Source organism: Flavobacterium sp. Leaf82 (assembly GCF_001422725.1).
GTDB lineage: Bacteria > Bacteroidota > Bacteroidia > Flavobacteriales > Flavobacteriaceae > Flavobacterium.
This window is the reverse complement of sequence record NZ_LMMA01000005.1, coordinates 61,716-86,425: the sequence shown is the minus strand read 5'-3', so window position 1 is coordinate 86,425 and position 24,710 is coordinate 61,716. Positions and strand designations below refer to the sequence as shown.

General features: G+C 33.2%; 24 protein-coding genes. 11 read left to right on the top strand and 13 right to left on the bottom strand.

Going from position 1 to position 24,710, the window contains the following annotated elements; translation table 11 throughout:
• Window positions 1-63: 63 nt before the first annotated feature.
• Window positions 64-1,386, top strand: coding sequence for a peroxiredoxin family protein (locus tag ASF10_RS05890; RefSeq protein ID WP_056246661.1), 1,323 nt, complete (start codon window positions 64-66; stop codon window positions 1,384-1,386).
• Between the two features lie 917 nt (window positions 1,387-2,303).
• Here the strand turns inward: ASF10_RS05890 and ASF10_RS05885 are convergent.
• Together ASF10_RS05885 and ASF10_RS05880 are read right to left on the bottom strand one after the other, a co-directional pair.
• Window positions 2,304-3,608, bottom strand: a complete 1,305-nt coding sequence (locus tag ASF10_RS05885) for an ABC1 kinase family protein (RefSeq protein ID WP_056246657.1) — start codon at window positions 3,606-3,608, stop codon at window positions 2,304-2,306.
• The gene (locus ASF10_RS05880; protein ID WP_056246655.1) at window positions 3,605-4,267 is read right to left on the bottom strand and encodes a TetR family transcriptional regulator C-terminal domain-containing protein; all 663 of its coding nucleotides are present in this window, start codon (window positions 4,265-4,267) and stop codon (window positions 3,605-3,607) included. The genes ASF10_RS05885 and ASF10_RS05880 overlap by 4 nt, the downstream gene beginning before the upstream one ends.
• A 98-nt stretch (window positions 4,268-4,365) precedes the next feature.
• Here ASF10_RS05880 and ASF10_RS05875 point away from each other — a divergent pair, with 98 nt between their 5' ends.
• Window positions 4,366-5,277 carry a TIGR01777 family oxidoreductase gene (locus ASF10_RS05875; RefSeq protein ID WP_056246652.1) on the top strand — a complete coding sequence of 304 codons (912 nt, stop codon included), beginning with the start codon at window positions 4,366-4,368 and terminating at the stop codon, window positions 5,275-5,277.
• Window positions 5,278-5,280: 3 nt separating this feature from the next.
• Here ASF10_RS05875 and ASF10_RS05870 read toward each other — a convergent pair whose 3' ends face one another.
• The 4 genes from ASF10_RS05870 to rmuC form a co-directional block, all read right to left on the bottom strand.
• Window positions 5,281-5,850, bottom strand: coding sequence for a YceI family protein (locus ASF10_RS05870; protein WP_056246651.1), 570 nt, complete (start codon window positions 5,848-5,850; stop codon window positions 5,281-5,283).
• 288 nt (window positions 5,851-6,138) lie between these two features.
• Entirely contained in the window at window positions 6,139-6,534 is a 396-nt protein-coding gene (locus tag ASF10_RS05865; protein WP_056246648.1) for a VOC family protein, read from the bottom strand.
• Window positions 6,535-6,563: 29 nt separating this feature from the next.
• Complete coding sequence (locus tag ASF10_RS05860) at window positions 6,564-7,112, bottom strand: acyl-CoA thioesterase (protein ID WP_056246644.1); 549 nt, start codon at window positions 7,110-7,112, stop codon at window positions 6,564-6,566.
• Between the two features lie 36 nt (window positions 7,113-7,148).
• Window positions 7,149-8,525 (bottom strand): DNA recombination protein RmuC, encoded by a 1,377-nt coding sequence (gene rmuC, locus ASF10_RS05855; protein ID WP_056246642.1) that lies wholly within the window; start codon window positions 8,523-8,525, stop codon window positions 7,149-7,151.
• 208 nt (window positions 8,526-8,733) lie between these two features.
• On the opposite strand from rmuC, the gene ASF10_RS05850 reads away from it, so the two are divergent.
• The 5 genes from ASF10_RS05850 to ASF10_RS05830 are packed head-to-tail and all read left to right on the top strand — an operon-like array spanning window position 8,734 to window position 13,167.
• Entirely contained in the window at window positions 8,734-9,609 is an 876-nt protein-coding gene (locus ASF10_RS05850) for a protease complex subunit PrcB family protein (RefSeq protein WP_056246639.1), read from the top strand.
• 7 nt (window positions 9,610-9,616) lie between these two features.
• The gene (locus ASF10_RS05845; RefSeq protein WP_056246637.1) at window positions 9,617-10,018 is read left to right on the top strand and encodes a hypothetical protein; all 402 of its coding nucleotides are present in this window, start codon (window positions 9,617-9,619) and stop codon (window positions 10,016-10,018) included.
• Between the two features lie 51 nt (window positions 10,019-10,069).
• Complete coding sequence (locus tag ASF10_RS05840; RefSeq protein ID WP_056246634.1) at window positions 10,070-10,621, top strand: RNA polymerase sigma factor; 552 nt, start codon at window positions 10,070-10,072, stop codon at window positions 10,619-10,621.
• Complete coding sequence (locus tag ASF10_RS05835; protein ID WP_056246632.1) at window positions 10,618-12,594, top strand: hypothetical protein; 1,977 nt, start codon at window positions 10,618-10,620, stop codon at window positions 12,592-12,594. Before ASF10_RS05840 ends, ASF10_RS05835 begins: the two co-directional genes overlap by 4 nt.
• A gap of 51 nt (window positions 12,595-12,645) precedes the next feature.
• Window positions 12,646-13,167 (top strand): MepB family protein, encoded by a 522-nt coding sequence (locus ASF10_RS05830; protein WP_056246630.1) that lies wholly within the window; start codon window positions 12,646-12,648, stop codon window positions 13,165-13,167.
• Between the two features lie 60 nt (window positions 13,168-13,227).
• Here ASF10_RS05830 and ASF10_RS05825 read toward each other — a convergent pair whose 3' ends face one another.
• The 3 genes from ASF10_RS05825 to ASF10_RS05815 all read right to left on the bottom strand — a co-directional run bounded on the left by ASF10_RS05825 (window position 13,228) and on the right by ASF10_RS05815 (window position 18,222).
• Window positions 13,228-16,647: a T9SS-dependent choice-of-anchor J family protein gene (locus tag ASF10_RS05825; protein ID WP_056246626.1), complete on the bottom strand. Its 3,420-nt coding sequence runs from the start codon at window positions 16,645-16,647 to the stop codon at window positions 13,228-13,230.
• A gap of 299 nt (window positions 16,648-16,946) precedes the next feature.
• Entirely contained in the window at window positions 16,947-17,699 is a 753-nt protein-coding gene (locus ASF10_RS05820) for an SDR family NAD(P)-dependent oxidoreductase (protein ID WP_056246624.1), read from the bottom strand.
• 145 nt (window positions 17,700-17,844) lie between these two features.
• The gene (locus ASF10_RS05815; protein ID WP_056246617.1) at window positions 17,845-18,222 is read right to left on the bottom strand and encodes a hypothetical protein; all 378 of its coding nucleotides are present in this window, start codon (window positions 18,220-18,222) and stop codon (window positions 17,845-17,847) included.
• Between the two features lie 140 nt (window positions 18,223-18,362).
• Here ASF10_RS05815 and ASF10_RS05810 point away from each other — a divergent pair, with 140 nt between their 5' ends.
• From ASF10_RS05810 to ASF10_RS05800, 3 genes are all read left to right on the top strand, one after another.
• On the top strand, window positions 18,363-18,947 hold the full coding sequence (locus tag ASF10_RS05810; protein ID WP_056246614.1) for a pseudouridine synthase: 585 nt from the start codon (window positions 18,363-18,365) through the stop codon (window positions 18,945-18,947).
• Between the two features lie 106 nt (window positions 18,948-19,053).
• On the top strand, window positions 19,054-19,509 hold the full coding sequence (locus tag ASF10_RS05805; protein ID WP_056246610.1) for a tRNA (cytidine(34)-2'-O)-methyltransferase: 456 nt from the start codon (window positions 19,054-19,056) through the stop codon (window positions 19,507-19,509).
• Between the two features lie 482 nt (window positions 19,510-19,991).
• On the top strand, window positions 19,992-20,483 hold the full coding sequence (locus tag ASF10_RS05800; RefSeq protein ID WP_056246606.1) for a hypothetical protein: 492 nt from the start codon (window positions 19,992-19,994) through the stop codon (window positions 20,481-20,483).
• Here ASF10_RS05800 and ASF10_RS05795 read toward each other — a convergent pair.
• The 4 genes from ASF10_RS05795 to ASF10_RS05780 all read right to left on the bottom strand — a co-directional run bounded on the left by ASF10_RS05795 (window position 20,480) and on the right by ASF10_RS05780 (window position 24,087).
• Complete coding sequence (locus ASF10_RS05795) at window positions 20,480-21,256, bottom strand: ABC transporter ATP-binding protein (RefSeq protein ID WP_056246603.1); 777 nt, start codon at window positions 21,254-21,256, stop codon at window positions 20,480-20,482. The two genes, ASF10_RS05800 and ASF10_RS05795, sit on opposite strands and share 4 nt — an antisense overlap.
• Window positions 21,257-21,351: 95 nt before the next feature.
• Window positions 21,352-21,765, bottom strand: coding sequence for a GxxExxY protein (locus ASF10_RS05790; RefSeq protein ID WP_056246600.1), 414 nt, complete (start codon window positions 21,763-21,765; stop codon window positions 21,352-21,354).
• Between the two features lie 145 nt (window positions 21,766-21,910).
• Window positions 21,911-22,939 carry an iron ABC transporter permease gene (locus ASF10_RS05785; protein ID WP_241774913.1) on the bottom strand — a complete coding sequence of 343 codons (1,029 nt, stop codon included), beginning with the start codon at window positions 22,937-22,939 and terminating at the stop codon, window positions 21,911-21,913.
• Between the two features lie 5 nt (window positions 22,940-22,944).
• The gene (locus ASF10_RS05780) at window positions 22,945-24,087 is read right to left on the bottom strand and encodes an ABC transporter substrate-binding protein (protein ID WP_056246594.1); all 1,143 of its coding nucleotides are present in this window, start codon (window positions 24,085-24,087) and stop codon (window positions 22,945-22,947) included.
• A gap of 172 nt (window positions 24,088-24,259) precedes the next feature.
• On the opposite strand from ASF10_RS05780, the gene ASF10_RS05775 reads away from it, so the two are divergent.
• Entirely contained in the window at window positions 24,260-24,622 is a 363-nt protein-coding gene (locus tag ASF10_RS05775) for a DUF5522 domain-containing protein (protein WP_056246590.1), read from the top strand.
• Window positions 24,623-24,710: the final 88 nt, after the last annotated feature.

The window sequence follows — 24,710 nt, the reverse complement described above, 5'->3', positions numbered from 1 at the left end:
TTTGGGCAAAAATGAGAAGCATATGGCATTTATAAAACATTCGATAAAAAAAAACAAAAAAAGATGAAAAAAATAATAACCATTGCTATTACTGTTGTGGGAATAACTACAGCACAGGCACAAACGGTAAAGTTTGATTTTTCTGGCTTTGCCAATAAAAAGTATGCCTATATCCTGGCAAAAGGAGATCAAAAAGATACCATTGCTCAAGGCAAACTTGATGCCACAGGCAAAGCAGTACTTGCTCTGCCAAAAGCTCAAAAGAATTACAAAGGCATGTCGAAGTTCGCTCTGGAGGATGGCACAGCAATCGATTTAATTGTAAATAATGAAAATTTCTCTGTGGCCTCTACAGCTACTGTCCCTGCAATTGAGAATATAAAGTTTACCGGTTCTGCCGAGAATGAGTTGCTGCAGGCAACACAACCTCAAAAATCAGAAACTGAAAAATTAGGGCTGATAAAAGATGCCTTGCAGATCTATAAAAAGGAAGATGCCTTATATTCGGTTTTCGAAAAAGAAAAACAGCAGTTAGGTGTTACCTATATCGCAGAACAAGCCGCAATAGCAAAAAGCCCATTGTATGCTGCGCGAGTACGCGAAATGACCAACTTTTTAATGGCAAAAGGAAGCAACCCAGATATGACTCAGGAAGAAGTCATAAAAGAGTTCAGGCCTTTTATAAAAGACAAACTCGATTTTGAGAATCTCTACACCAGCGGTTTATGGAGTCCGGTAATAGAAACCTGGGGACAAATGCAGCAATACGCTGTAAAAGACGATGCGGTATTGTTTGAGGATACCAAAACAATCCTGTCGCGCATTAAAAACAAAGCCGTATACACCGCCTTTACAGACAAAATGGTAGGTATGTTTGCCAAAGCCGGTAAAGACTATATGGTAAGCGACCTGGGGAGATATGTCGCAAAATCCGGCATGATCGAAAAACCTACCAACAGGGTAATAAGTGCAATGAACGATTTGAATGTTGGCGCCACAGCTCCAGTTTTGCAAACACCAACAGGTAAAAAAATCATTACTAAAAACACACTATTATTCTTTTTCGAATCAGGCTGCAACAATTGCGAGAACGAAATACACCAGTTATTGGGCAATTACCAGATCGTAAAAGATAAAGGATACGAGATAATCAGCGTAGCCGCAGATTTATCCAAAGATGCCGGAGACGGTCACGGTCATGAATTTCCATGGAAAGATCAGCTTTGCGATTATAAAGGTTTTAAAGGAGAAAACTTTATCAATTATGGTATTATAGGAACTCCAACTTTTTTTACCATAGACGAAAAAGGAAAAATAACTGGCAAGTATGCCGCCTTAACCGAAACAGGGATTCTGAGTAATAATTTTACTTTAGAAAAAAAATAAGAAAATGGGGTTTGTTGTTTTCGTAAAGTATGTCATTGCGAGGAACGAAGCAACCACACTAATAATATCACCAATTTGTTATCCCGAGGAACGAGGGATCACACCAGAAACTCCGTTTCTATAAACAAACCCTACAGGTTTTAAAAACCTGTAGGGTTTATTATTTACGTAAAGTATGTCGTTGCTAGGAACGAAGCAACCACACTAATAATAATCTCTACCATTTTGTCATCCCGAGGAACGAGGGATCACACCAAAAACTCCGTTCCTATAAGCAAACCCGACAGGTTTTTAAAACCTGTCGGGTTTATTATTTACGTAAAGTATGTCGTTTCGATAAAGGAGAAATCTTCGCAAGAAACTCTGCATAGAAAATCACCAATCTTTGTGGAGTTTTATGTGTGATCCCTCGTTCCTCGGGATGACAAAAAAAAAGTCGTTTGGTAATTGAAAATAAAATCATTCGTTGTGGCAAATGCTTTTTTTGTTTTGAACGACTTTGTAGTCTGAGCTGTTTTGTCAGTCTGAGCGAAGTCGAAGACCCGCTACAATTGGCACGCCTTCGACTTCGCTCAGGATGACATACTTTATGGTTACTTTACTTTTAAAGATTACGTACAAAGTTCTAACCACCAATTTGTCATACTAAGAAACGAAGTAAATCACACCAGAAACTCCGTTCCTAAAAGCAAACCCGACAGGTTTTAAAAACCTGTCGGGTTTATTATTTACGTAAAGTATGTCGTTTCGATAAAGGAGAAAATCTTAGCAAGAAACTCTGCATAGAAAGTAAAATCTTTGTGGAGCAGCGAGTGTGATTGCTTCGTTCCTCGCAAAGACATACTTTGTGTTTATTTTTTATCTTCAGCTTTAACCTCAAACAACTTGAAACTTGAAACCTGAAACAAAAACAATTCTTAATATTTCAAATAATTCGTAACCTTAATTTTCGCTTTTAAATCAAACATTAAATTATACAAACCAAAGAAAGTACGGTTCATATAAATAAAGTGTTTTGAACCACGGTTTCCGTTCATTTTTTTAAGGTTTGTATCATTAGAGAAGCGCTCACCTAATTTAGCGATGCTGTCAAAAAACGTTTCATCGGCAAAATCGAAGGTTTCGTTTTGGAAAGGTTTCGTAAAAAGAGATAACAAATCATGAAACATCTCGGTGAAATATTCAATTTCTGAAGGAGAATCGTCCGGACGAAGAATCTCTAATTCGAATAATTTTTGATTAAAAAGTGCTTTATCTGTAATCACATTTTTATTGATTAGTTCAAAATAAGGCACATAAAATTCTTCCGGAATTTGTTTCATACATCCAAAATCTAACGCAATCAGATTGTTTTGATCGTCGACCAAAAAGTTTCCGGGATGCGGATCTGCATGTACTTTTCTAAGAACATGAATTTGGTACATATAAAAATCCCAAAGCGCCTGCCCTAGTCTATCTCCAACTTCTTTATCTGTATTTTTAGCCGTGAATTCAGAAAGATGAATTCCGGTCATCCAGTCCATGGTAATGATTTTCTGTGATGAAAACTCGGGATAATAATTAGGAAAAAGTATATTATCAATTTTACCGCAAGCTTCAACAACTTCCTGACTTTGTTCTAATTCCAGTAAATAATTAGTTTCTTCGATAAGCTTATCTTCGACTTCCTTAAAATATTTATCTGAGTCTTTTCCCTGAAGATTAAACATTCTGATCGCAATAGGTTTTACCAAAGCAAGATCTGATGAAATACTATTGGCAACGCCGGGATATTGAATTTTTACGGCTAATTTTTTATCGTCTTTCACCGCAAGATGTACCTGACCAATACTGGCAGCATTTACAGAATTGGCATTAAACTCATCGAAAATTTCATATGGAGTTTTACCAAAATTCGTTTTAAACGTTTTTAAAACCAATGGTGCTGAAAGTGGCGGTACAGAAAACTGCGACAAAGAAAATTTCTCGACATAAGCCTGAGGCAAAAAATTCTTGTCCATACTTAACATTTGCGCAACTTTTAGCGCGCTTCCTTTCAGGCTTTTTAATCCGTCGTAAATATCCTCGGCATTATTTTCGTTGAGTTTATCACGCGTCAGGTCAGAGTTTACCATTTTTTCGGCATAATGCTTTATATAGTTCACTCCTACTTTTGCACCAGTTTGTACTAATTTGCTGGCTCTTTCTATTTTTGATGTTGGTATATAATCGATTGTTTTCATTGTTTGCTGTATATTTTTTCTTTAAAAAGAAATTTACCTAAATCAATCAGATGATTTAGCGGTGCAACATTCATTAACTCAAATGAAGCGTTTACTGATTTTTCGATAAAAATATCTGTTTTTTCAAAAGCCGCTGATTCATCATCAACCCAGAATTTTATGGTCAACATTAGTTGTAGCCAAGCCGACTCCTGAATACCTTTTTCCTGAAATTTTTGTAGTTTTTCCTGTTCTAATCTGTAATCATCAGTCAGGATTTCTGAAACATATTCTTTAAAACTATTTCGAAGAGTGGTAAGTTGTACCAGATTTTTTAGCGGATTTCTATCAAATTTTAATGCTTGCAGAACATAACTTCTGTTGGCAGTTAAGATTTCAAAAAAAGTGAAATAAAAACTCAGCATTTTATTTTTCATATCATATTCTAAATAATCTGTGTTTTTATGCAACAAATCAATTGTGTTAACGTAAAACAATCTGAAAATTTCCTTTTCCACACCTTCTAATGTTCCAAAAAAAGCATAAAATTCGGCTTCGGTAAAACCATTTTCTTTTGCAAAATGATAAACCGATTTTGGCTTTTGTCCCTTCTCCAAAACCTCTTCCATATATATCGAAACGATGTCTTCTTTGCTGATTATCTTATTTTTAGCTACCATCTTATTAAAATTTAAATTTTGCCTTAAAGGTAAGCAATGTTTAAGTATCTTTACTTATCGTTAAACAGAATACGATGTTAAATATATTATAAACTATCATGGCTAAAAATATACTACTAACCGGAGGAACGGGATTTATAGGCAAAAACTTAACTGATTTGCTTATCGAAAATGGTTTTTCTGTCTCTGTTTTTACGCGTTCTCCCAGAGAAAACACTTCTGCAATACAGTATTACAAATGGGATCCGGATCATGATTATATTGATGAAGAAGCGGTTTTAAAAGCAGATTATATCATTCATTTGTCCGGTGAAGGAATTGTCGAAAAACGATGGACAAAAAAACGAAAAAAAGCAATTCTTGAAAGTCGTATAAAACCTATTGCTCTTATTTTTTCTGTTTTAGAAAAAAACAATAAAACGTTAGACGCTTTTGTTTCAGCATCAGCAGTTGGGATTTATGGAGCTTTTACGAATCATACAATTTGTACTGAAAATACACCACCAGCCAACGACTTTTTAGGTCAAACGTGTCAGGAATGGGAAAAAGCCGTTGACAAAATAAATACATTGGGTATTAGAACTGTCAAAGTAAGAACCGGAATTGTTTTGGGCAGAGACGAAGGTTTCCTTAAAAAAATTGTTCCGAGTTTTAAATCTGGTTTTGGCGCAATTTTAGGCACAGGCAAGCAATATGTTCCCTGGGTTCATATTACAGATTTGTGCAATATTTATCTAAAAGCAATTGTAACGGGCGAAATGCACGGTCCTTATAATGCGTGTATAACTGATAATACTACAAATACTAGTTTATCAAAAACATTGGCAAACTTATTTGGATATACAATCTGGCTTCCTAAAGCGCCTAAATTCATACTTAAAATTGTGCTGGGCGAAATGAGTGTTGCTGTTTTAGAAGGACAAAGGGTTTCGTCTGAAAAAATACAGAAAACAGGTTTCGAATTTCAATTTACAGATTTAGAACGCACATTGGTAAGCTGTTTAAAATAAATTTTATTTTAAGGTAAGATACGTTATCTCTTCGCTTTGCACGACACCAATTAAATTAGTATTGGCAGTTTGCGAAACTTTACTTGCTACAACACTAGGGATTGCAATATTAAAATCAGAGATTGCTATAGGATAATTACAGGTAATTTGTAAACCTTCTGGAACTCTTTTTATAAGCGCTTTCAGATCTATTATCTTATATTTTCCGTGCAGGTAAAGTTTACCTTTTACATCATATTCTTTTTCGACAGCGTCGACATTTTTTAAATCAAATTTTTCAATTTTGCCTTTAAAAACAGCTTTAGGATATCGATTACTTTCTAAATAATTATCGTTGAAATGGGCTTGCATTAAATCCATTTTAAAACGAAAATCTTTTATGGTAACAGCACATATTAAGGTGCTGGTTAAAGGTTCAAGAACAATAGTTCCCAGCTTATTTACTGCTTTTACCTCTTCAAAAAAAGGAACAGAAGCTTCAAAATTTACAATTGCCGTAGCCGTTTTAAATTTGTCTTGCGCAAATGTAGAGAATGCAGTAAAAAGTAAAATTAATACAGTAGTTTTTTTCATAATCGTCAGCATTTAAACAATTATGTCATTCGATTTTTTATTTTAAGAAGAGAAAAAAAACTGGACTTAATAATACATTTAAAAATAGAATGGCAATATTCCGTGAAAAATTAATAACTTAATCATTATACTTAAAGTTACGAATTTTTCACGGACAAAGTTGCCAGTTTATCCTAAATATTTGTGAAATGTTTTCCGGGTTTGAAATCTTAAAGAAACCTCTTTATACTTTTATTGTTGCCAATATATTTAGCTTCCAGATAATTAGAAAAAAATCATAAAGGATGATTATCCCTGCATTTCTGTACAAACCTCAATTAAAAAACCGTCAAGATCACGTACATATGCTACGATTTGACCCCATGGTTTTTGTGCAGGTTCTTTTATTAATAGTGCACCAAACGAAGTTGCTTTTTGTACCAATTCGCCAACGTTATCTGTAATGAAGCCCAACTCGATTGCAAAAGGTTTATCTTCTAAACTGCTTTCGATAAAACCTTCACTTAAATTTTGAGCGGCTAATTTTTTTGAAGCAAATGAAATCGTAGTTTCACCTGTGCTTAATTCACCGTAATCATTTTCTGGTGTTACAAATTTTCTGGAAAATCCAAATGCATTTTCATAAAATGAAATTGATTTTTCGACATCTTCAACATACAAAATAGTATAACCAAACTTAACCATAACTCTTAATTTTAATGTGATAAAATATTTTAACTAATCTCTAATAATACATTATACTTATCTAAACTCGCCAGATCTTCGATGGAGTTTACATTGGTAATTTTTTCATGTTCTTCGACTTCCTTGCGAAGTTCAATATGTTTGATTGCTTTTCTAAAACGACGAACTTCATCTAAATTAGATAAAATTAATCCCGGTACTTGCACACTTTTTCCTTCTTTATCCTTGGCAACCATTGTAAAATAAGACGAATTACAATGTTTTATTACGCCTGTCTGTATATTTTCGGCTTCAACGCGAATGCCCACAATCATGGAACTTCTGCCTACATAATTTACAGAAGCTTTCATGGTAACCAATTCACCAACTTCTATTGGTTTTAAAAAATTCACAGTATCAACAGAAGCGGTTACGCAATAATTTCCGCTAAATTTTGATGCCGAAGCAAAAGCAATCTGATCCAGTAATTGCAGAATATAACCTCCATGAATTTTACCGCTAAAATTGGTATGGGAAGGCAGCATTAGTTCTGAAATACTAATTTTTGATGAAGAAACCGGTTTAAAATCTGTAGTCATGTTTTTTTGGAATAGGTGATTATAATAAGATGAATTTTAATTTAATAATTGATTATCATCATTTTCATTTGCTGCTCTTGCAACTATATTTTCGGGAAGTGATTTTTTTGCCTTCGCTCCCATTTTCTTTAATTTTTCGACACTCGAAATCAAATTTCCCCTACCATCTACAAGTTTGCTCATGGCGCTTTCATATTCGGTTTTCGTATCTTTAATTTTATTTCCAATTCTTACCAGATCACCCACAAAACCTTCGAATTTATCATATAGAGCTCCGGCTTGTCTGGCGATTTCAAAAGCATTTTCCTGTTGCTTTTGGTTTGCCCACATACTATCAATCGTTCTTAAAGTGGCCAGTAAGGTACTTGGTGTAACAATAACAATATTTCGATCGAATGCTTTGTTATAAAGTGCCGAATCTTCATTTAATGCTATGGCAAATGCGGGTTCTATTGGGATAAAAAGCAATACAAAATCCGGACTTTCTATTTGATACAAATCATGATAATTTTTATTACCCAATTGTTCTACGTGTCTTTTTATAGAATTTACGTGCTCTTTTAAATAATCGATTTTAAGAATTTCTGATTCTTCGTTGATCCATTTTTCGTAAGCAACCAAAGAAACCTTAGAATCGACAATCATTTTTTTACCATCCGGCAAATTGATTACAACATCCGGAAAAACCCTGTTTCCTTCACTATTGGTAAAACTTTGCTGTACTTCGTATTCGCGTCCTTTTTCTAAACCTGATTTTTCAAGAACACGTTCCAGAACTAATTCGCCCCAATTTCCCTGCATTTTATTATCGCCTTTTAAGGCTTTTGTAAGGTTTAGGGTTTCTTTGCTCATTTGTGCATTCATTTCGCTTAACCCAACAATTTGCTGACGAAGTGCTGCATGGTAATCGATACTTTCTTTGTGTGTTTGCTCTACTTTTTGTTCAAAACCCTGAATTTTATCCTGCAAAGGCAGCAAGATATTTTTCATGTTTACGCTATTTTGTTCTGTAAATTTTGCTGATTTTTCTTCAAGGATTTTATTGGCTAAATTCTCAAATTCTTTCGTGAATTTTTCCTGTAATTCCGTTACTTCTGCTTTTTGTTCTTTATGGCGTTCCCATAAATTCTCAAAGTCGACTTCTTTCTTAGAAAGCTGGATGGCGATACTATCTTTTTCAGTTCTTATATTTTCTTTTTCAGAAGCAATAAAATGAAGTTGTTTTTCAAAATTGATTCTTTCTCTTTCAAACTGCTCTTTCTGCAATTGCAATTGATTGATATTAGCGTTCAGCCTTTCTTCTAAACTTACTTTTTCTGACTGTGATCTTGCTGAAAACAACAACTTTCCTAAGTATAAGCCTAAAAATAAAGCTACTACGAAAGCGAGCAAATAGGGAAGAAATTCGAACATAATTAAATTTATTTTTAAAGTAAAAGTAAGCAATAATACGTAGTACTTAATTTTTAAAATCAAAATTTCGACAATTAGTAATTGTTCTGAATTTAATACCCATTTTAAAAAGTTCTTTATTTAAAATTAACTAAAAAAATATTTTTTGTTCACGCAACCTTTTCAAAAGATGCTCATCTACAGTATATAAACCTATTAAAAAATTATCATGAAAAAATTAATGTTAAGCTTGTTTATAGCTTTTGGATTCAGTGCCTGCTCTATTAATAATGACGATTTAAAAGTCGATTGCGGAGCTAATGAAGACAAAGCTTTTACAGGATTTCCACTTTTATGTTCATACAGCATCAATACATTACCTACTAATCCAAATGCAATTTTAGTTGGATCAGAAGAAAGAATGAAAACACTTTTTACCAAGCATGAAAATTCTTGCCCAAATAGCACTGAAATTCCTATCGATTTCTCTAAAGATATGCTGGTTGGGATTTTTGCAGGTCTAAAACCAACAAATGGATACTCTATTAAAATAACAACGATTGTAGAAAACAAGTGCGAAATTTTAATCAACTATTACGAAAAAGCACCTCAGGCTGGTGAAACTCTTGTTTCTGCGCCAAGTTATCCGTCAGATTTTATCTTAATTCCAAGAAGCTCAAAAGCTGTTCTTTTTAACAAAGTCACGGAAAATACAGATAATATTGTTGTGGGAACTTTTAGCAAACAATGTACGGGAGCTGATTGCCAAAAATTCTTTCAAATCAATGATTTCAATATTTTAAAATTCCAAAATGTTGTTGCCGGAGGTTATGATTTTAATCAGTACAGATATACTGCAACAACTAAAAAAGGGGATTATACTCTTTTATTAAAAGAGGTTCCAACTGAAATCTTGAACTTAAAAGGACAAACTAAAACTTACGGAACTCCGGATGAAGTAAATCATGGTGGTGTATATGTTGAACTTCGTCAAGGCACTGCAACAACTAAGGTTATTATTGATAATGTAGATACTGCAGATCAAAGTGCAGAAGTAAAAGTTTTCAAAAAAGCAATTCAGGCTAAAATTACAGCTCTAAAATAATCTAATTATGAAAAAACATTTCTTATTATTTATTGTTGTGTGTTGTCTTTTTTCTACAGCATACTCACTAGAATCAACAGGCCTAAAATCCGGTTCTATCGTTAATACCTGGATTTGGGAAAAATCGATTGGAGGAAACAGCAATCCTTACACGGCAACCCCAAAAACTATTGGTTTTACAAAGAAGATAGTTTTTACTCCTGAAGGGCGTGTGATCACTTACAAGAATGATGTAGAAATTAGAAATAGTACGTATCAGATAGCAAAAGGCGTTAGCATTTTTGACCAGTCAGAAAATGACCTGATTACTTTTGAAGGCAAGACTTATATCATAGAAAACCTTGACAATCAAAACCTAACAATTGTTAGCAACAACCAGGATGCAACCCGTACTATTTATAAAAGATAGTTTTATAAGCATTTAAGAACTATTTTTGCAAAACCAAACAATACCACTTTTTTGAAAGACGATTTAGAAAAATACATTAAGCTGTGCATAAAAAATGACAGAGAGGGACAACTGAAAATATATCAGTTGTTCTCTCCTGTTTTATATGGTATTTGCCTAAAGTATATGAAAAATGAAGACGATGCAAAAGATGTTTTTCAGGAAGCATTTGTAATTGTTTTTCAAAAAATAAGCCAATACAAATTTGAGGGAAGTTTTGAAGGCTGGCTAAAACGTATTTTCATCAATAAACTGATTGAAACCTTAAATAAAAAGAAGAAAGAAAGTTTCTTTTTAGACGTTTTTGATCCTGATACTGATTTTGTCGAAGAAGAAGAACTGGACACGATACCCATTGAACAAGAAAAATTACTGGAATACATAAGGGATTTACCGGACCAGTACAGGACAGTCTTTAACTTGTATGTTTTTGAAAAAATGAAACACAAGGAAATTGCAGAGTTACTAAAGATTTCAGAAGGAACATCAAAATCAAATTTAAACAGGGCCAAGCACATTTTGCAAAAAAGAATACTGAGTATAAAAAATTTTAAGATAGCATGAAAAAGCAAGATATAGAAGATATTTTTTCATCAATGGAAAACTTTTCAAGTGTTCCGCCTCCGGAATTATGGGGTCAGATTGAGGAAAAATTAGACAAACCAAAAAAGAAAAAGAGAGCTATTCTTTGGTGGTCGGCTGCAGCATGCTTATTATTAGGCTTATTACTCCCATCTATTTTACATTTTAGCTCTACTTCAGGAATCAAAACAATACAAGGAGATTCTCAAAAAAACAGCGTTGTTCTTGATAAGGTAAAAGACAATCTAAACCCAACTAAAACAACCTCAACACAGGAGAATAATCCGGAACAAATTGCAATAGAAAATCAACCTGCTGATCCTAAAGATAGTTCATCTTTAAAAAATACACCGGATCAACTTAACAATGCTGTAAAAAATCAAAATCAAAAAACGACAGTTGCTCATACAAATGCTAAGACTTCAAATAATCCGGATGGCTTAGATTTAAAACCAAATAAAGCAAACGAAAATATTAATCAGGCTGTAGCAGAAAAAACAATTGTTTCAGATCAAAAAAACGGATTTAATTCAGGTTCTCAAAGTCAAATTGCAACTGCGGATAAAAAGGTTTCCAATCAAAATTTAACCGAAAAAGCTATTGTTTCTGGCAAAGAAAATTCTTTTAATTCGGCTTCAAAAAACCAAATTGCAAATGCGGACAAAAAGGTTTCTAATCAAAATCTGACTGAAAAAGCTATTGTTTCTGGTAAAGAAAACTCTTTTAATGCAGCTTCAAAAAATCAAATTGCAAATGCGGATAAAAAGGTTTCTAATCCAACTCTGGCTGAAAAAGCTGCAGTTTCTGCCAAAACAAATTCTTTTAATACAGCTTCAAAAAACCAATTTGCAAATGCTGATAAAAAGTCTACTGATAAAATTTTAGCCGAAAAAACTTTTGTTGCCGGTACTGTAAATCCATTTAATCCAAGTTCGAAAAATCAATTGTCGAAATCTATTTTTGAAGAGCAATCGGCTTCAAAAAACAATAAAAACATCGCTTCTAATACTTCAAATTCCTATTTAAAAGATAATAATGCTGTTGTAAATGAAAGTGCATTAAAACAAGATAACGAACGTGTTTTGCTTAGTAAAGAATTAGCGAGCACTCAAAAAAGCAATTCAAAATTTAATGATGTTCTGAGTAAACAAGATTCTGTTCAACTGGCTGAACTTCAAAATTTAGAAAAAGGAATTATTACTCCGGAAACAAAAAAAGAGAAGGAAGACAATAAAATTTCTAAAGGCGAGAAATGGGCTGTTGAAGTTTTTGCCGGAGTTGCCAGTTCTGAAAACTATAAAAATGACAAAACTTTTGGCAATTCAAATGATTCGAAACAAAGTAATACATATGGTGTAAAAACCAAATACAAAATCAACAAGAAATGGGCTGTGGGTTCTGGTTTTAAAATTAATGAATTAGGTCAGAGCGTGGCAAACGTTTCATATTTAAGCACGAAAAATGCTGCCTTTTTTAGTTCTAATGATTATTTTAATTTAAATACGACGGCGGCTGCACCAAAAATTACAACTAATGCTGATTATGTATTTGTTCCTAACTCTACTACAAATGCCATAAAAGAAAACGATATTCAAAGCAATAATATTCAAACCGGAAATCTGGATCAGAATTTACGATATATCGAAATGCCTGTAGAAGTTTCTTATTCGGTTTTTAGTAAAAACAAAGCCAGTATCAATTTGAATACGGGAGGTTTTGTAGGTAAATTGATTTCTAATAATGTAGCGCTGGATGGCAATTCGCTTGGTCAGAATATAAATGCAAATGATTATGTATACGGTTCTACATTAAGTAGTACGTTGCAATATCGTGTTTATAAAAAGACGAATGTTTTTGTTGAGCCTGCGATGAATTATTATATAAATCCATTGAACAATCAATCGTTTAACCAGTTTCAATGGGGATTAAATTTTGGGTTGAATGTTTCTTTTTAAAGTTGTTTTTGTGGTATTTTTACCAAAATAACAGAATAGAAACTCCCAAAAATGACAATCAAAAACAAGTGGAACAATCAAAAATCATTTCCTGAGAATTTAATTATTGCCAAAGAATTAGTTTATGATTGCTGCGATTTTGAAGTTACTGAACCTCAACCCGAAGCTGAAAGTAATGATTATGATGCGTACCGTTTTAATTTGAACGGAAAGTATATTTGCTACAGAACGGCAAAAATAACGCCTACTAAAACCGGTCAGTTTGTAACATTATGGAAACGGAATGAAAACGGAATCATCGAACCTTTTGATTTTTCTGACGCAATAGATTTTGTCATTATCAGTGTTAGAAAAAATGATTTATCCGGACAGTTTATTTTTCCTAAAAACATCCTTTTAGAAAAAGCAATTTTCTCTACGGTAACCAAAGAAGGAAAAAGAGCTACGAGAGTTTATCCGCCCTGGGATGAAACAACGAGTAAACAGGCTCAGAAAACTCAAAAATGGCAGTTAGATTATTTCTACACCATAACTCCTGATCTGGATTTAAATAAGTTTAAAAGCTTATTTTAAAACATAAAAAAAGAGACATCCACAAACTGCGGATGTCTCTTTAAAATTTGTAATAATTGCTTATTTTTTTACAATCTTGCTTTTATAAACAACTTTATTATTCTCTGTTAATGTATAAACATAGATTCCTGATGCTAAATAATTTACCGGAATTGCTGTTGTACTTACATCTTGTGTTGCATTTATCTGAATAGGATTTGCAACTAAATGACCTGAAATATCATACAGGTTTAATTTTAGTTTTTTATCATTATTCGTTTTTACAATAATATTCAAAACATCTGTACTTGGATTAGGGAATGCCTGAACAAAATAACCGTTCTTGGTTTCATAATCTATTGTAGATAAGTTTGAAGATTTTAACTCAAAACGAGCAATTACCGGTCCGTGATCAGATGTTGTATTCGTGTAGTTTGCAATATCGTTACGAGGATCATAAACTGCAATTGAATTTGGTATGTATTGATCATTCAATTCATTAGAAATCATGATGTGATCTAAAAATCCGCTTGAACTTAAATAACTGTAAGCTCCACCCTGGCTAATACCTAAAGTAAGTGCATTATAATTTACCGTATCATCTACAAACATTTTATAAGATGAAGGATTTGGCGTAATAACAGATGCTTTTACATCATCATTATAATCTCCTAAAATAATTAAATTAGAATTTGCGTAATAAAGGTCCAAACTATCTTTTAATACTTGAGAGTCATATTTACGCATATTATATCTGGCAATATCTGTTCCGCTGTTTGCACGTGCATGAACATCTACTAAATTAAGCAGTTTTTTTACTCCGCCAAGATTTGTTTCTATTTGTACCATGTAAGGCAAACGTCCTGATGAGAAAAAACTTGCACCATTACCTCCAGGGTAATTAGGTAAAGTTTTAGTTCCTGCACGTACGTCATCGTATAAATCCTTAAACATTACACGAGTATCTGTTACTGTTGCAGTTTGAGTATTATAAATCACTACTAATTTTTGAGGAGGAAAATTAGGGTCAGCCGGATTAAATGAATAAGACCATGATGTTGAAATTGTTTTGTCGAATGTTTTTCCGTTAATGCTAATCTTTTGAATTAAAGCATCTAAAGCCGGTTCGTCTGATACTTCCTGAACAACATAAACATCTGCGTTTAGTTTGTTCATTACTTTGGCTACATTTTCAATCTGAAGTGCATTATCCGTAGGTCCAAATTCAACTCCGTCTGTACCTTTTACCGCAGTACCAAAAAACTCAAGATTGTATGTTACAACATCAAAAGTATCTGCTTTTGGTATAGAAGATCCTGTCAAAGAACCAATTTGTTTGCTTAATGAAGTTCCCGTTACTGTTAAAGTTCCTGAAATAGTCAAAGCTTTTACAGAAGGTGCGAATTTTGCGTAAAGCGTTTTTCCTGCCGCAGCATCAGCCTGACTTACAACAATAGACGATTGAAATGTATTATCATCTAAAGACAATAAGTAATCAGCCGGAGCAGTAATTGTAATATCACCATGACCTTCTGCATTAAAACTAAAAGACTGGCTTGCAGAAACTGCACTTGGATTTACATCTCCAAAATCTAAAACAGGATTAGAAGCTACATAACCCGCTTCGTTAGTAATTTCTACATCGTCTAATGACCATTCTGCAGCAAAATTATTTCCGCCTGCTGTGGTTTCATAAACCCATGCCAAATACGTATGACTTGTTTTATAACTATTTAGTTTGATGTATTGCGATTTTGTGTAAGTTCCTGTTGTAGTAGGAAAATCAGCTGGTATTTCTGTCCAGTTTGCCGTTTCAGGATTACTTTTTCCGTCGTAGTCAACAGAAACCATTAATTTTAAACCTGGCCCTGTATAAAATTTACGAGAGTAAAAAGATAATAACGGAAATTGTCCAAAAGTATCTAAATGCAATTTAGGCGAAATCAACCAATCTTTGCTTGCTCCGGTATCAGAATATCCGTTCATCAAAACTGCTCCCGTTCCTGAATTTACATTTCTGGCAACTGTTGTTGATGTCCATTTATTTAATGTTCCGGCAACATTAAATTGTGTCCAGCCACTATTTGTTAAAACATTTGCGTCATTAAATCCTTGCTTGTAAGGATCAATTCCGGCTCCGGTCAATGTTACTGTTTTTGTAGTTGCACCAACGGATTCGTGTGTTATTAGTCCAGTAAAGTTATTTACTGCATTTGGTGTAAATTTTACGTATACTGTAGGTGTTGGATTAGAAACAAAATCAGCAACAGTAAAAGCAAGAGACGAACTAAAGTTTGTATTATCCTTAGATATTGTAAAGTTTGCCGTAGCATTTAAAATTACATCATTCGTAAGATTTACAGCCTGAATTTTATATTCGAAAGTATCTGAATCAAATGTAGACTGAGAAAAACCTAAATCTAATGAATTTACTGTCGTTGTTACAATTGGAGTTGCAACGCTTGAAGTTGTAACATCAACCTTATTTACAGTTGATTGAATATTGCTGTAAGGATCCTCAGAAATAGAGAAAACTGAATAAGATGTACTTAGGCTCAATCCTGCAAAATTTTTCACATAAGCCAGAGAAGGATTCGTAATATTCAAAAATCCGGATTGCAAAGCAGCGATTCCGTTTGCGTCCTGTCCAGCTTTTAACTGTGCAACTGTTGGTGCTGCACTTCCGCCTGGCAATAAAACATAATATGTTTTACCAACTTCATCTATTTTATTAGAAAAATCAAAACTTTCTCCGTAAATATTTTCAGCTTTTGGATAGCCTGCAACATTTACAGGAGCAAGAACATCACTTCTAATATCGATATTATCGATAGCAAATGATTGTCTTGAACCGGCTGTACCTGAAATTAATCTTGCAATCCATCTAATCTGAATTAGATTTTGATTATCACAATCTGATGGCAGTGTTACAGTTATCGTTTGTAAATTAAAAGGTGTTGTCACAGCAGTTGTTTGCTGTACTGTACTAGCATTTGAATAGGCTGTAGATGGCAAAGTGATAAAAGCACCTGTACTTCCTACACGATATTGCAATGCCATTTCCTGAAGACGATTGTTAGCGCTTCCGTCATATGGATTACGAATTAGCATCGCATCGTACTTTACTTTTATAGCCGTATTGTTAAGGGTTGAAAAAGCAAAACCCAAAGAGAAATCGGCAGAAGTAGTATTCAAAAAACCAATTTTACCATTATAATTATGAATATTACCACTATTAGTATTTGCAGTACTGTTTGCTATTAGAGCTCTGTCACCGGTTAATCCGGTACCATAAGTAGCTGTATTTGCTGTAGCGCTTACTAACCAGCCTTGAAATCCAGCCGGATAAGTTGTAGAAGAAGCTAATAATCCATCAAAATTTTCAGTGATAGGAAGCGAAACTCTGGGAGATGGCATCGTTTGCGCAAAAAGATTCCCCGAGCAGCAATAAAAAAAACTTAAAAAAGCCACTAAATGGCGAGCAGAGTAAATGTTTTTCATGTGTTTAAAAAATAGAGTTTTTAGAAATCAAATTTATATCCTTTAAAGTTAAGGGAATATTGTGAAACCATAAAGTTATTGTTTTCAATTTTGTAAACATTCCATAATAAATATCAATTTATTGCACAAATACCTGAATATTTACCAAACTTATAGCGACTTTAAACAATTATATACTATTGAAAGAATTTACTTTATCCATATACTTTAACAAGATAAAACTTTATTTATTTTCAAATAAAGACATAAAAAAAGCTGTCTTAAAATTAAAACAGCCTTTGTATTTATAGTGAAAAACTTTAAATCGCAGTATATCCACCATCGGCGATGATATAACTTCCGGTTGTGAAAGAAGATTTTTCCGAACTTAGAAAAACTACCAGTTCGGCAATTTCTTCAGCAGTTCCTAAACGGTTCATTGGTGCTTTTGCAGCAATGGCTGTCATCATTTCTTTATTTAGATTATCCTTTAACAAAGCCGTTTCGATATAACCGGGACCAACTGCATTACAACGAATATTTTTTTGTGCATATTCAGCAGCAATATTTTTAGTCAACCCCACTACTCCATGTTTAGAAGCAGTATAAGCCGGACTTAAAGGCGCCGCAACCTGACCGTGAATAGAAGCAATATTTACAATACTTCCTCCACCATTTTTTTCCATTTGTTCTAATTGATAGCGGCAAGCATAGAAAACTCCACTTAAATTTAAGGCAATTACTTTGTCCCAGGCTTCCGGTTCATATTCTCCCGTTGGTTTTGCCGGACCGCCCATACCTGCATTATTGCAGGAAATATCAAGTCGGCCATATTTAGATACGGTTACTTCAACCATATGTTTATTGTCGCTTGCGATTGATGAATCTCCTTTTACAAAAAAAGCTTCTCCGCCTTTATCCTTTATAATTTTTACGGTCTCTTCGCCGTGATCTACGTTAATATCTGAAAGTACTACTTTTGCTCCTTCTCGAGCGTAAGCTTCTGCCACCGCACGTCCAATTCCTGAACCTCCGCCGGATACAAAAGCAACCTTGTTTTCTAAAAGTGCCATCTTTAATGTATTTAAAATTTATACTACAATTTACGAAGATCTTCAGGGACGACCATAACAAATTAAGAGTTTACAATAAGATTAAGACTTTCTCATAATCATATGTTATTTTACATTAAGATCACGAGAATCCATTAATTTTTCCTTATTTACTATCATCATCTAATTTCATATTTCCGCGATCCTTATGACTTTCGGGATTAGAATTAGAATAACGATTTGGCGTAATATCTGAGTTTCTGTCTTTGTTTTCTACCGTTTTCTTTGCCTCTTCTTCTGTATCAACCCCTCGATTAGAATTTGCATTTTTTGAATTTACGTCGCCTTTCACTTCCTTAATATCCTCGTTCTCATTTCGGGCTCTGTCTACAACTTTTTTATTTCCATCAGCATCTGTTACCACTTCCTTTTTTAAATTGACATCATCAGATTTTCCTTCATGCGAAATATTTTTTCCTTTAGATTCATCTATATCTTTTTGAACTCCATTTATCTTTTTTGATCCTAAATTATTAGTTTCCATAATTTTGTATTTTAGTGTTAGTATTATAATATTACGAATTCTAAAGCTGAAAACTAAGTGCTTTAACATTGCTTTTGGTTTATTTGATCAATATTTTTAATTCCATCTCAAACAAAACTATCTTTGCCAAAAAATCAAACATGCATCAACATTTCATTCTTTTTAAACCTTACGGCTATCTCAGCCAATTTATATATGAATTAAAAAGAAAGAAAAAGCTTTTAGGCGAATTGTACAATTTTCCAATTGGCACAATGGCTATTGGCAGACTTGACGAAGATTCTGAAGGGTTGCTTTTGTTAACCACTGACGGAAAAGTAAGCGAGCAAATAAGAAGCAAAAAAGTCGACAAAGAATATTATGTTCAGGTTGACGGCGTTATTACACCAGAAGCTATCGAAGAATTACAAAAAGGTGTAGAAATTGGTTTTGATGGTGGTAAATACAAAACCAAACCTTGTACCGCTTTTATAGTTACTGAAATTCCGGATTTTGGCCCAAGAGCAAAAAAAATTAGGGACGAACGACATGGTCCAACTTCATGGGCATCGATTACGGTAAATGAAGGAAAGTTTCGACAGGTTCGAAAAATGACTGCCGCAGTTGGTTTTCCTACTTTAAGATTGGTTCGGGTTCGCATAGGAAATGTATATTTGCAAGACTTAAAAGCCGGTGAGGTTTTAGAAGTTTCGGATTTTTTTAAATTAGATAACGAGTCAATTTGAAAATTAGATAATTCGATTTCTGGATTGTTGGATTAGTATAAATTAAAGATTGATTGACTAACAATTTCACGGATTAACTATTAACCACTTAAACAAATAAACAGTAATGCTAAACGTTGTTCTTGTAGAACCGGAAATACCAAATAATACCGGAAATATTGGTCGCTTGTGTGTAGGCACTGAAAGTAGACTGCACTTAATTCATCCTTTTGGATTTGTGATTAATGATAAAAACCTGAAACGTTCCGGCTTGGATTATTGGGTTCATCTTGATGTTACCGAATACCAAAATATAGAAGAATGGATCAATCAGATTCCGGATCAATCACGCGTTTTCCTGATGAGTTCCCATGCAGAAAAATCATATCTGGAAACCGATTTTCAAGATGGAGACTGGTTGGTTTTTGGTAAAGAAAGCGTTGGTTTAAGTTCCGAAGTTTTGGCTCGTTTTGAAAATCATTTAACAATCCCGATGTCGAAATTAATCAGAAGTTTTAATATCGCCAATTCAGTTGCTTTTGTAGTTGGTGAAGCTAAAAGACAAATTGCATTAAAGGTTTAAGATATAATTGTAAACTCCGGAGGAGTTATATTTATACCTAATATTAAATTCTGACGCGAAGCTCCAGCGGAGCGATATATATTTCACCCCTACACGGCTATATTGAATGTGATTTACATTTCTATAAATATAACGTCCCGCTGGGACTTCCAACTTTTAGGCAATTATAATTGCATTAAAGGTTTAAGATAATTGTAAGCTCCGGAGGTGCATTATATTTATAGCTCATATTAAATTTCTAACGCAAAGCTCCAGCGGAGCGATATATATATCACCCCTACGGGGCTCTATTGAATGTAATTTACATTCCTATAAATATAACGTCCCGCTGGGACTTCCAACTTTTACGTAAGTATAAGCTTCCCTTTTTCTGCATTAAAAATAATATATTCGTCTTTGAATAAAGTGGCAAAACTTCCTTTTGAAAGTATGTTGCTGAAACTAAAAGAAAAATTGCATTAAAGGTTTAAAAAAGATTTAGTATGAGACCAATTATTGACAGTAACAACTTAAGCTATTCTGAAGAAAATTTAATTTACTATACAAGAACAAATATTCTTTTAAGGATATTACTTTTAATAGGACTTGCCGTTGCTGCAATATATTTCGTAAATCAGGATAAATCTATCATATCGCTTGTATTAGGCGGTATTTTTCTATTTCAAATTCCTTATTTAATCAAAGAAATAAAAAGAATTGATGAAGTTCAATTCCGAATTAACTCTAAAGGAATTCAATATAGAAATCTAATTTTAGTTCCGTGGAGTAATATTGAAAATGAAAGAGTTGTTACTGAATATTCTGGCAATACTAATAAGAATGAAGATGCCACATATTATTTTGTCTACAATATTATTGACTCAGGCAAAGTAATGAAATTTGATCTTGCAAAGTTAAGCACAGATATCAGCGAATTATCGATCACGCTTAGAATACACAGAAATAGATTTAATAAAGAAAATAATATCGTTTAGGTAATTATAAACTTCCCTTTTTCTGCATCAAAAATAATATGTTCGTCCTTAAATAAAGTAGCAAAACTTCCTTTTGTAATTAAATTACAAGGTTCATCCTGAACTACTAGATTTTGCGTCATAATAATCATTTCGTCACTTAACTGAATCCCCAAATCGATATCATGGGTCGAAAATAAAATACACTTTTGGGTTTCCTGCGTTAACTTTTTTAACAATTTAAACAATGCAACTTTATGCAATAAATCAAGATGTGTTGTAGGTTCATCCAGAATAATTAGTGGCGTATCCTGCGCTAAAGCTCTTGCTATTAAAACTTTTTGCAATTGTCCGTCGCTAATCTCATAATGTTTTTTTTGAGCCAGATGTTCGATTTGAGTCAATTCTAATGCTTCCTGAACTTTCTCGATATCGGTTGGTGTCAAAGTATCAATCCAGTTTGTATAAGGCTGACGACCCAGCGCTACTAACTCAAAAACAGAAAGATTACTTGGCGGCAAATTTTCGGTTAAAACCAAACTTAAATTCTGTGCTAAATCTACAGGTTTGTAGGTCTTTATATTTTTATCATTCAAAAAAACATTTCCTGCTAAAGGTTGCTGAATTCCTGTAATCGTTCTTAATAAAGTTGATTTACCAATTCCGTTTGCTCCAATTAATGAGATTAATTTACCGGAACTTAAATTCAGATTTAGATTTTCAGCAATGGTCACAGTTTCTTTCCTGGACTTGTAGCCAATGTTTAAGTTTGAAGTTTCTAAGATTGTTTTCATTGCGGTTATTTTTTAAACACATAGAAACATAGGTTTCTTTGTCTAATTAAAAAAGAGATTTGAAATTTACTGGTAAATTAAACATAGCTTGAGTTCTAATACTTTGGCAGTAATTTAAAGTATTCATTTACAAATGTTTTTTGACCTTCTTTAAATATATTAAAACAATTAAAATTAATTATTATTCCTTTTGGTGCTTTTAAAAGCTTCATATAAGTCATAATTTGTGCTTGATGAACTGGATTTATTTCAGAAACTGCTTTTAATTCTACAACCAAACAATTTTCGACAAAAAGATCACATCGAAGATCTGCTTGTAACTCTTTATTTCGATAAATTAAAGGCACTTTCATTTCCGTAAAAAAATCCAATTTTCTATGTAAAAGTTCTTCTTTTAAACATTGATGATAAACATTTTCAAGTAATCCTTTTCCAACAACTTTATGAACTTCGATTGATGCACCAATAACCTCGTAAGTAAGTTCATCTAAATATTTTTGTGTAATCATTAAATATCTTAATTAAATAAAGACATACTTTACATATGAATCGGCTTCACTATGATTGTTTACATAAAGTGAAACGCCTTTTTCAAATATTTTAAAACTATGTCCCTATGTGTTAAAAAACTAAGATACTATTTTTTGTAAGCTTTTACTGAAAATTTCTTTTTCGCATTAACAACCAAACTACAACCGGAGCGCCAATAATAGACGTGATAGCATTGATAGGCAAAGTTGTTTCTAATCCGGGTAATTGTGATGCCATATCGCAAAAGAGCATGATTATTCCGCCATAAAAAAAAGTGCTCCAATATAAAATGGCGTGATTACTGGTCTGGAATGTTAGTTTTGCAATATGGGGAACTGCTAATCCAATAAATGCGATTGGTCCTGCAAAAGCTGTAACGCTTCCGGCTAAAATACTTGTTGCAAATATAATTGTCAGTCGCGCTCTTTTGTAGTTCAATCCCATGCTTTTGGCATAATTCTCTCCTAAAAGCAATGCGTTCAAAGGTTTTATACTACTGGCACTTAAAAGCAAACCTAAAATAATACAAACCGATAAAATGGCAATTGATGTCCAGGAAAGATTACCTAAACTGCCCAAAGACCAAAAAGTAAATTTCTGCAATTGTTCAGCTGAACTAAAATAAGTAAGAACACCAACAATAGCACTTGTAAAACTACCAAACATAAGACCAACTATTAAAATTGCCATTGTGTTTCGCAATCGCTGTGCTACTAATAAAACCAACATCAAAACCGAAACACTTCCTAATGTAGAAGCCAATACGATGCCATACGGAGATAATAAAATTACATTTAGAAATGAAGGTAAAAAACCTGCACCTAAAATTACAATTGCAACCGCCAGAATTGCTCCGGAACTTAATCCTAAAACGTCCGGGCCTGCTAAAGGATTTCTAAATAAGGTTTGCATCAACAATCCGCTTACAGATAATCCTACGCCTACTAAAACAGCCGTGATGGCTTTTGGTAAACGATAATTAATAATAATATATTCCCATGTCGATTTGCTGGCCTGACCTCCCGTTAAACTCGTATAAACTTCTTTGAACGGAATTGTTATTGATCCCAAACTAATGTCCAGAAAAAACATAAATAATAGCGCTAAACCAAGTATTGAAAACAGGATTATATTTCGTTTTTTATTGTTCAATGCCTTTAGTTTAATTTTGATGCAAAAGTAAATTCGTAGCTTGGCAATAAATCAGGATGAAATATTTTGATATAATCTTTTAATACTAAATCAGGACGGCTTGGTGCAAGTTCATAATAAACAGTTCCTCCTGTTGCTCCTGATTTGCCTTCGAAAGTATATACATTTTTGTTTTTAAAAGCATCAAACTGACTGTAATGTGTATTGATTTTTCCAAATTCCTCCAAGGTTTTAAACGAACCTGAAGCAATCCAGAAATCAGCCGTTTTTGCCTTTACTAAAACCTTTTCAAAAGATAATCCTTCACTTCCCGTTCCTTTCAGGTCTGCCCATAAATAATTTGCCTGCGCATCTTTCATAAATTGTGCCACCCAGCTATTTCCTTTAGCAACATACCAAACATCTTCATACATAGCACCATACAAAACAGTTGCAGTAGCTGGTTTATCGGCTAGCAATTTCTTAGCCTGATTGTAACTCAAAACAATTTTATCAAATAGCTCCTTCGCTTTTTCTTCTTTACCAAATAATGCTCCGTATAATTTAATCCATTCTGCTTTTCCTAGTGGAGATTGCTCCATCCAATCGGCCTGAATTAAAATAGTTAATCCACTTTTCTTCAAATTATCCAACATCGGATTGTTATTATCAACTCCAAAAGTTACAATCAGGTCCGGAGATAAATCGATCAGTTGCTCGATATTTAATTTTTCGTTCTGACCTACATTTTTAACGGATCCTTTATCTATTAAAACTCTGGTTTTTTCTGATGAAACATAATCTGTGTGCGGAAAACCAACTAATTTATCTTCGACTTCTAACATTTCAAGAAACGGAATATTAGTTGTTGAGGTTACTACAACAGACTCTAACGGTACTTTTATCGTAGTATATTTTTGCAGGCTGTCCGGAACTTTAGCGTCCTTTTCTTTTAAGATATAAGTAAATTTTGCATTTGCATTTGGCCATGGATCTGAAACTGTCACTACTGAATATCCTTCGTGTTTTACAATAGAAAGTCCGGAAGCATATTCTATACTATTTTTTGCAATTTCGGTTGTTGCAATCTCCGCAGTTTCATTCTTTTTACATCCAACGAGAATAAAAAAGGGTAAAATAAAAATTAATTTAGGTAATAAATTTTTCATAAAAAGGTTATCTTATTTTTAGGGAATAGTTTTTGCTTTCTCGATTTTAGCTCATAATCTGAATCATTTTAATTTAATAATTTAGATTTTGAAAGAGACAAAGGTAACGCAATTTCTATTTTTTTTGTTTACTTTTATTCTTACAAAATCCAACAAATACCACCTTTATCTTATGAATACCATAAAAACAAAAGTTTGTTCTGGTTGTGAATCTTCTTTTAATTGTGGGGATATTTCAATCGAAAACAAATGTTGGTGCAATGATTTTCCTCCTATTTTTAATCTTTCTGAAGGAGGTGATTGTCTTTGTCCGGTTTGCTTTAAAGAAGCCTGCGAAGACAAAATAGACGCTTATGTAGAAACAATTACACCTCAAAAAGCTTTAGTTAATAAAGCTATATTTTTACCAAAACAAGAAAAACTAATTGAAGGAATTGACTATTATCTCGAAAACAACAAGTATGTTTTCAAAGCCTGGTTTCACCTAAAAAGAGGAAATTGTTGCGGAAATGATTGCCGACATTGTCCTTATTGAATTGTTAATTATAAATTATTAGTTATAAGTTTATATCTATTTTTTATATGATTGGTCATTTACGTTAGGGATAGGAGCGATATCTCCC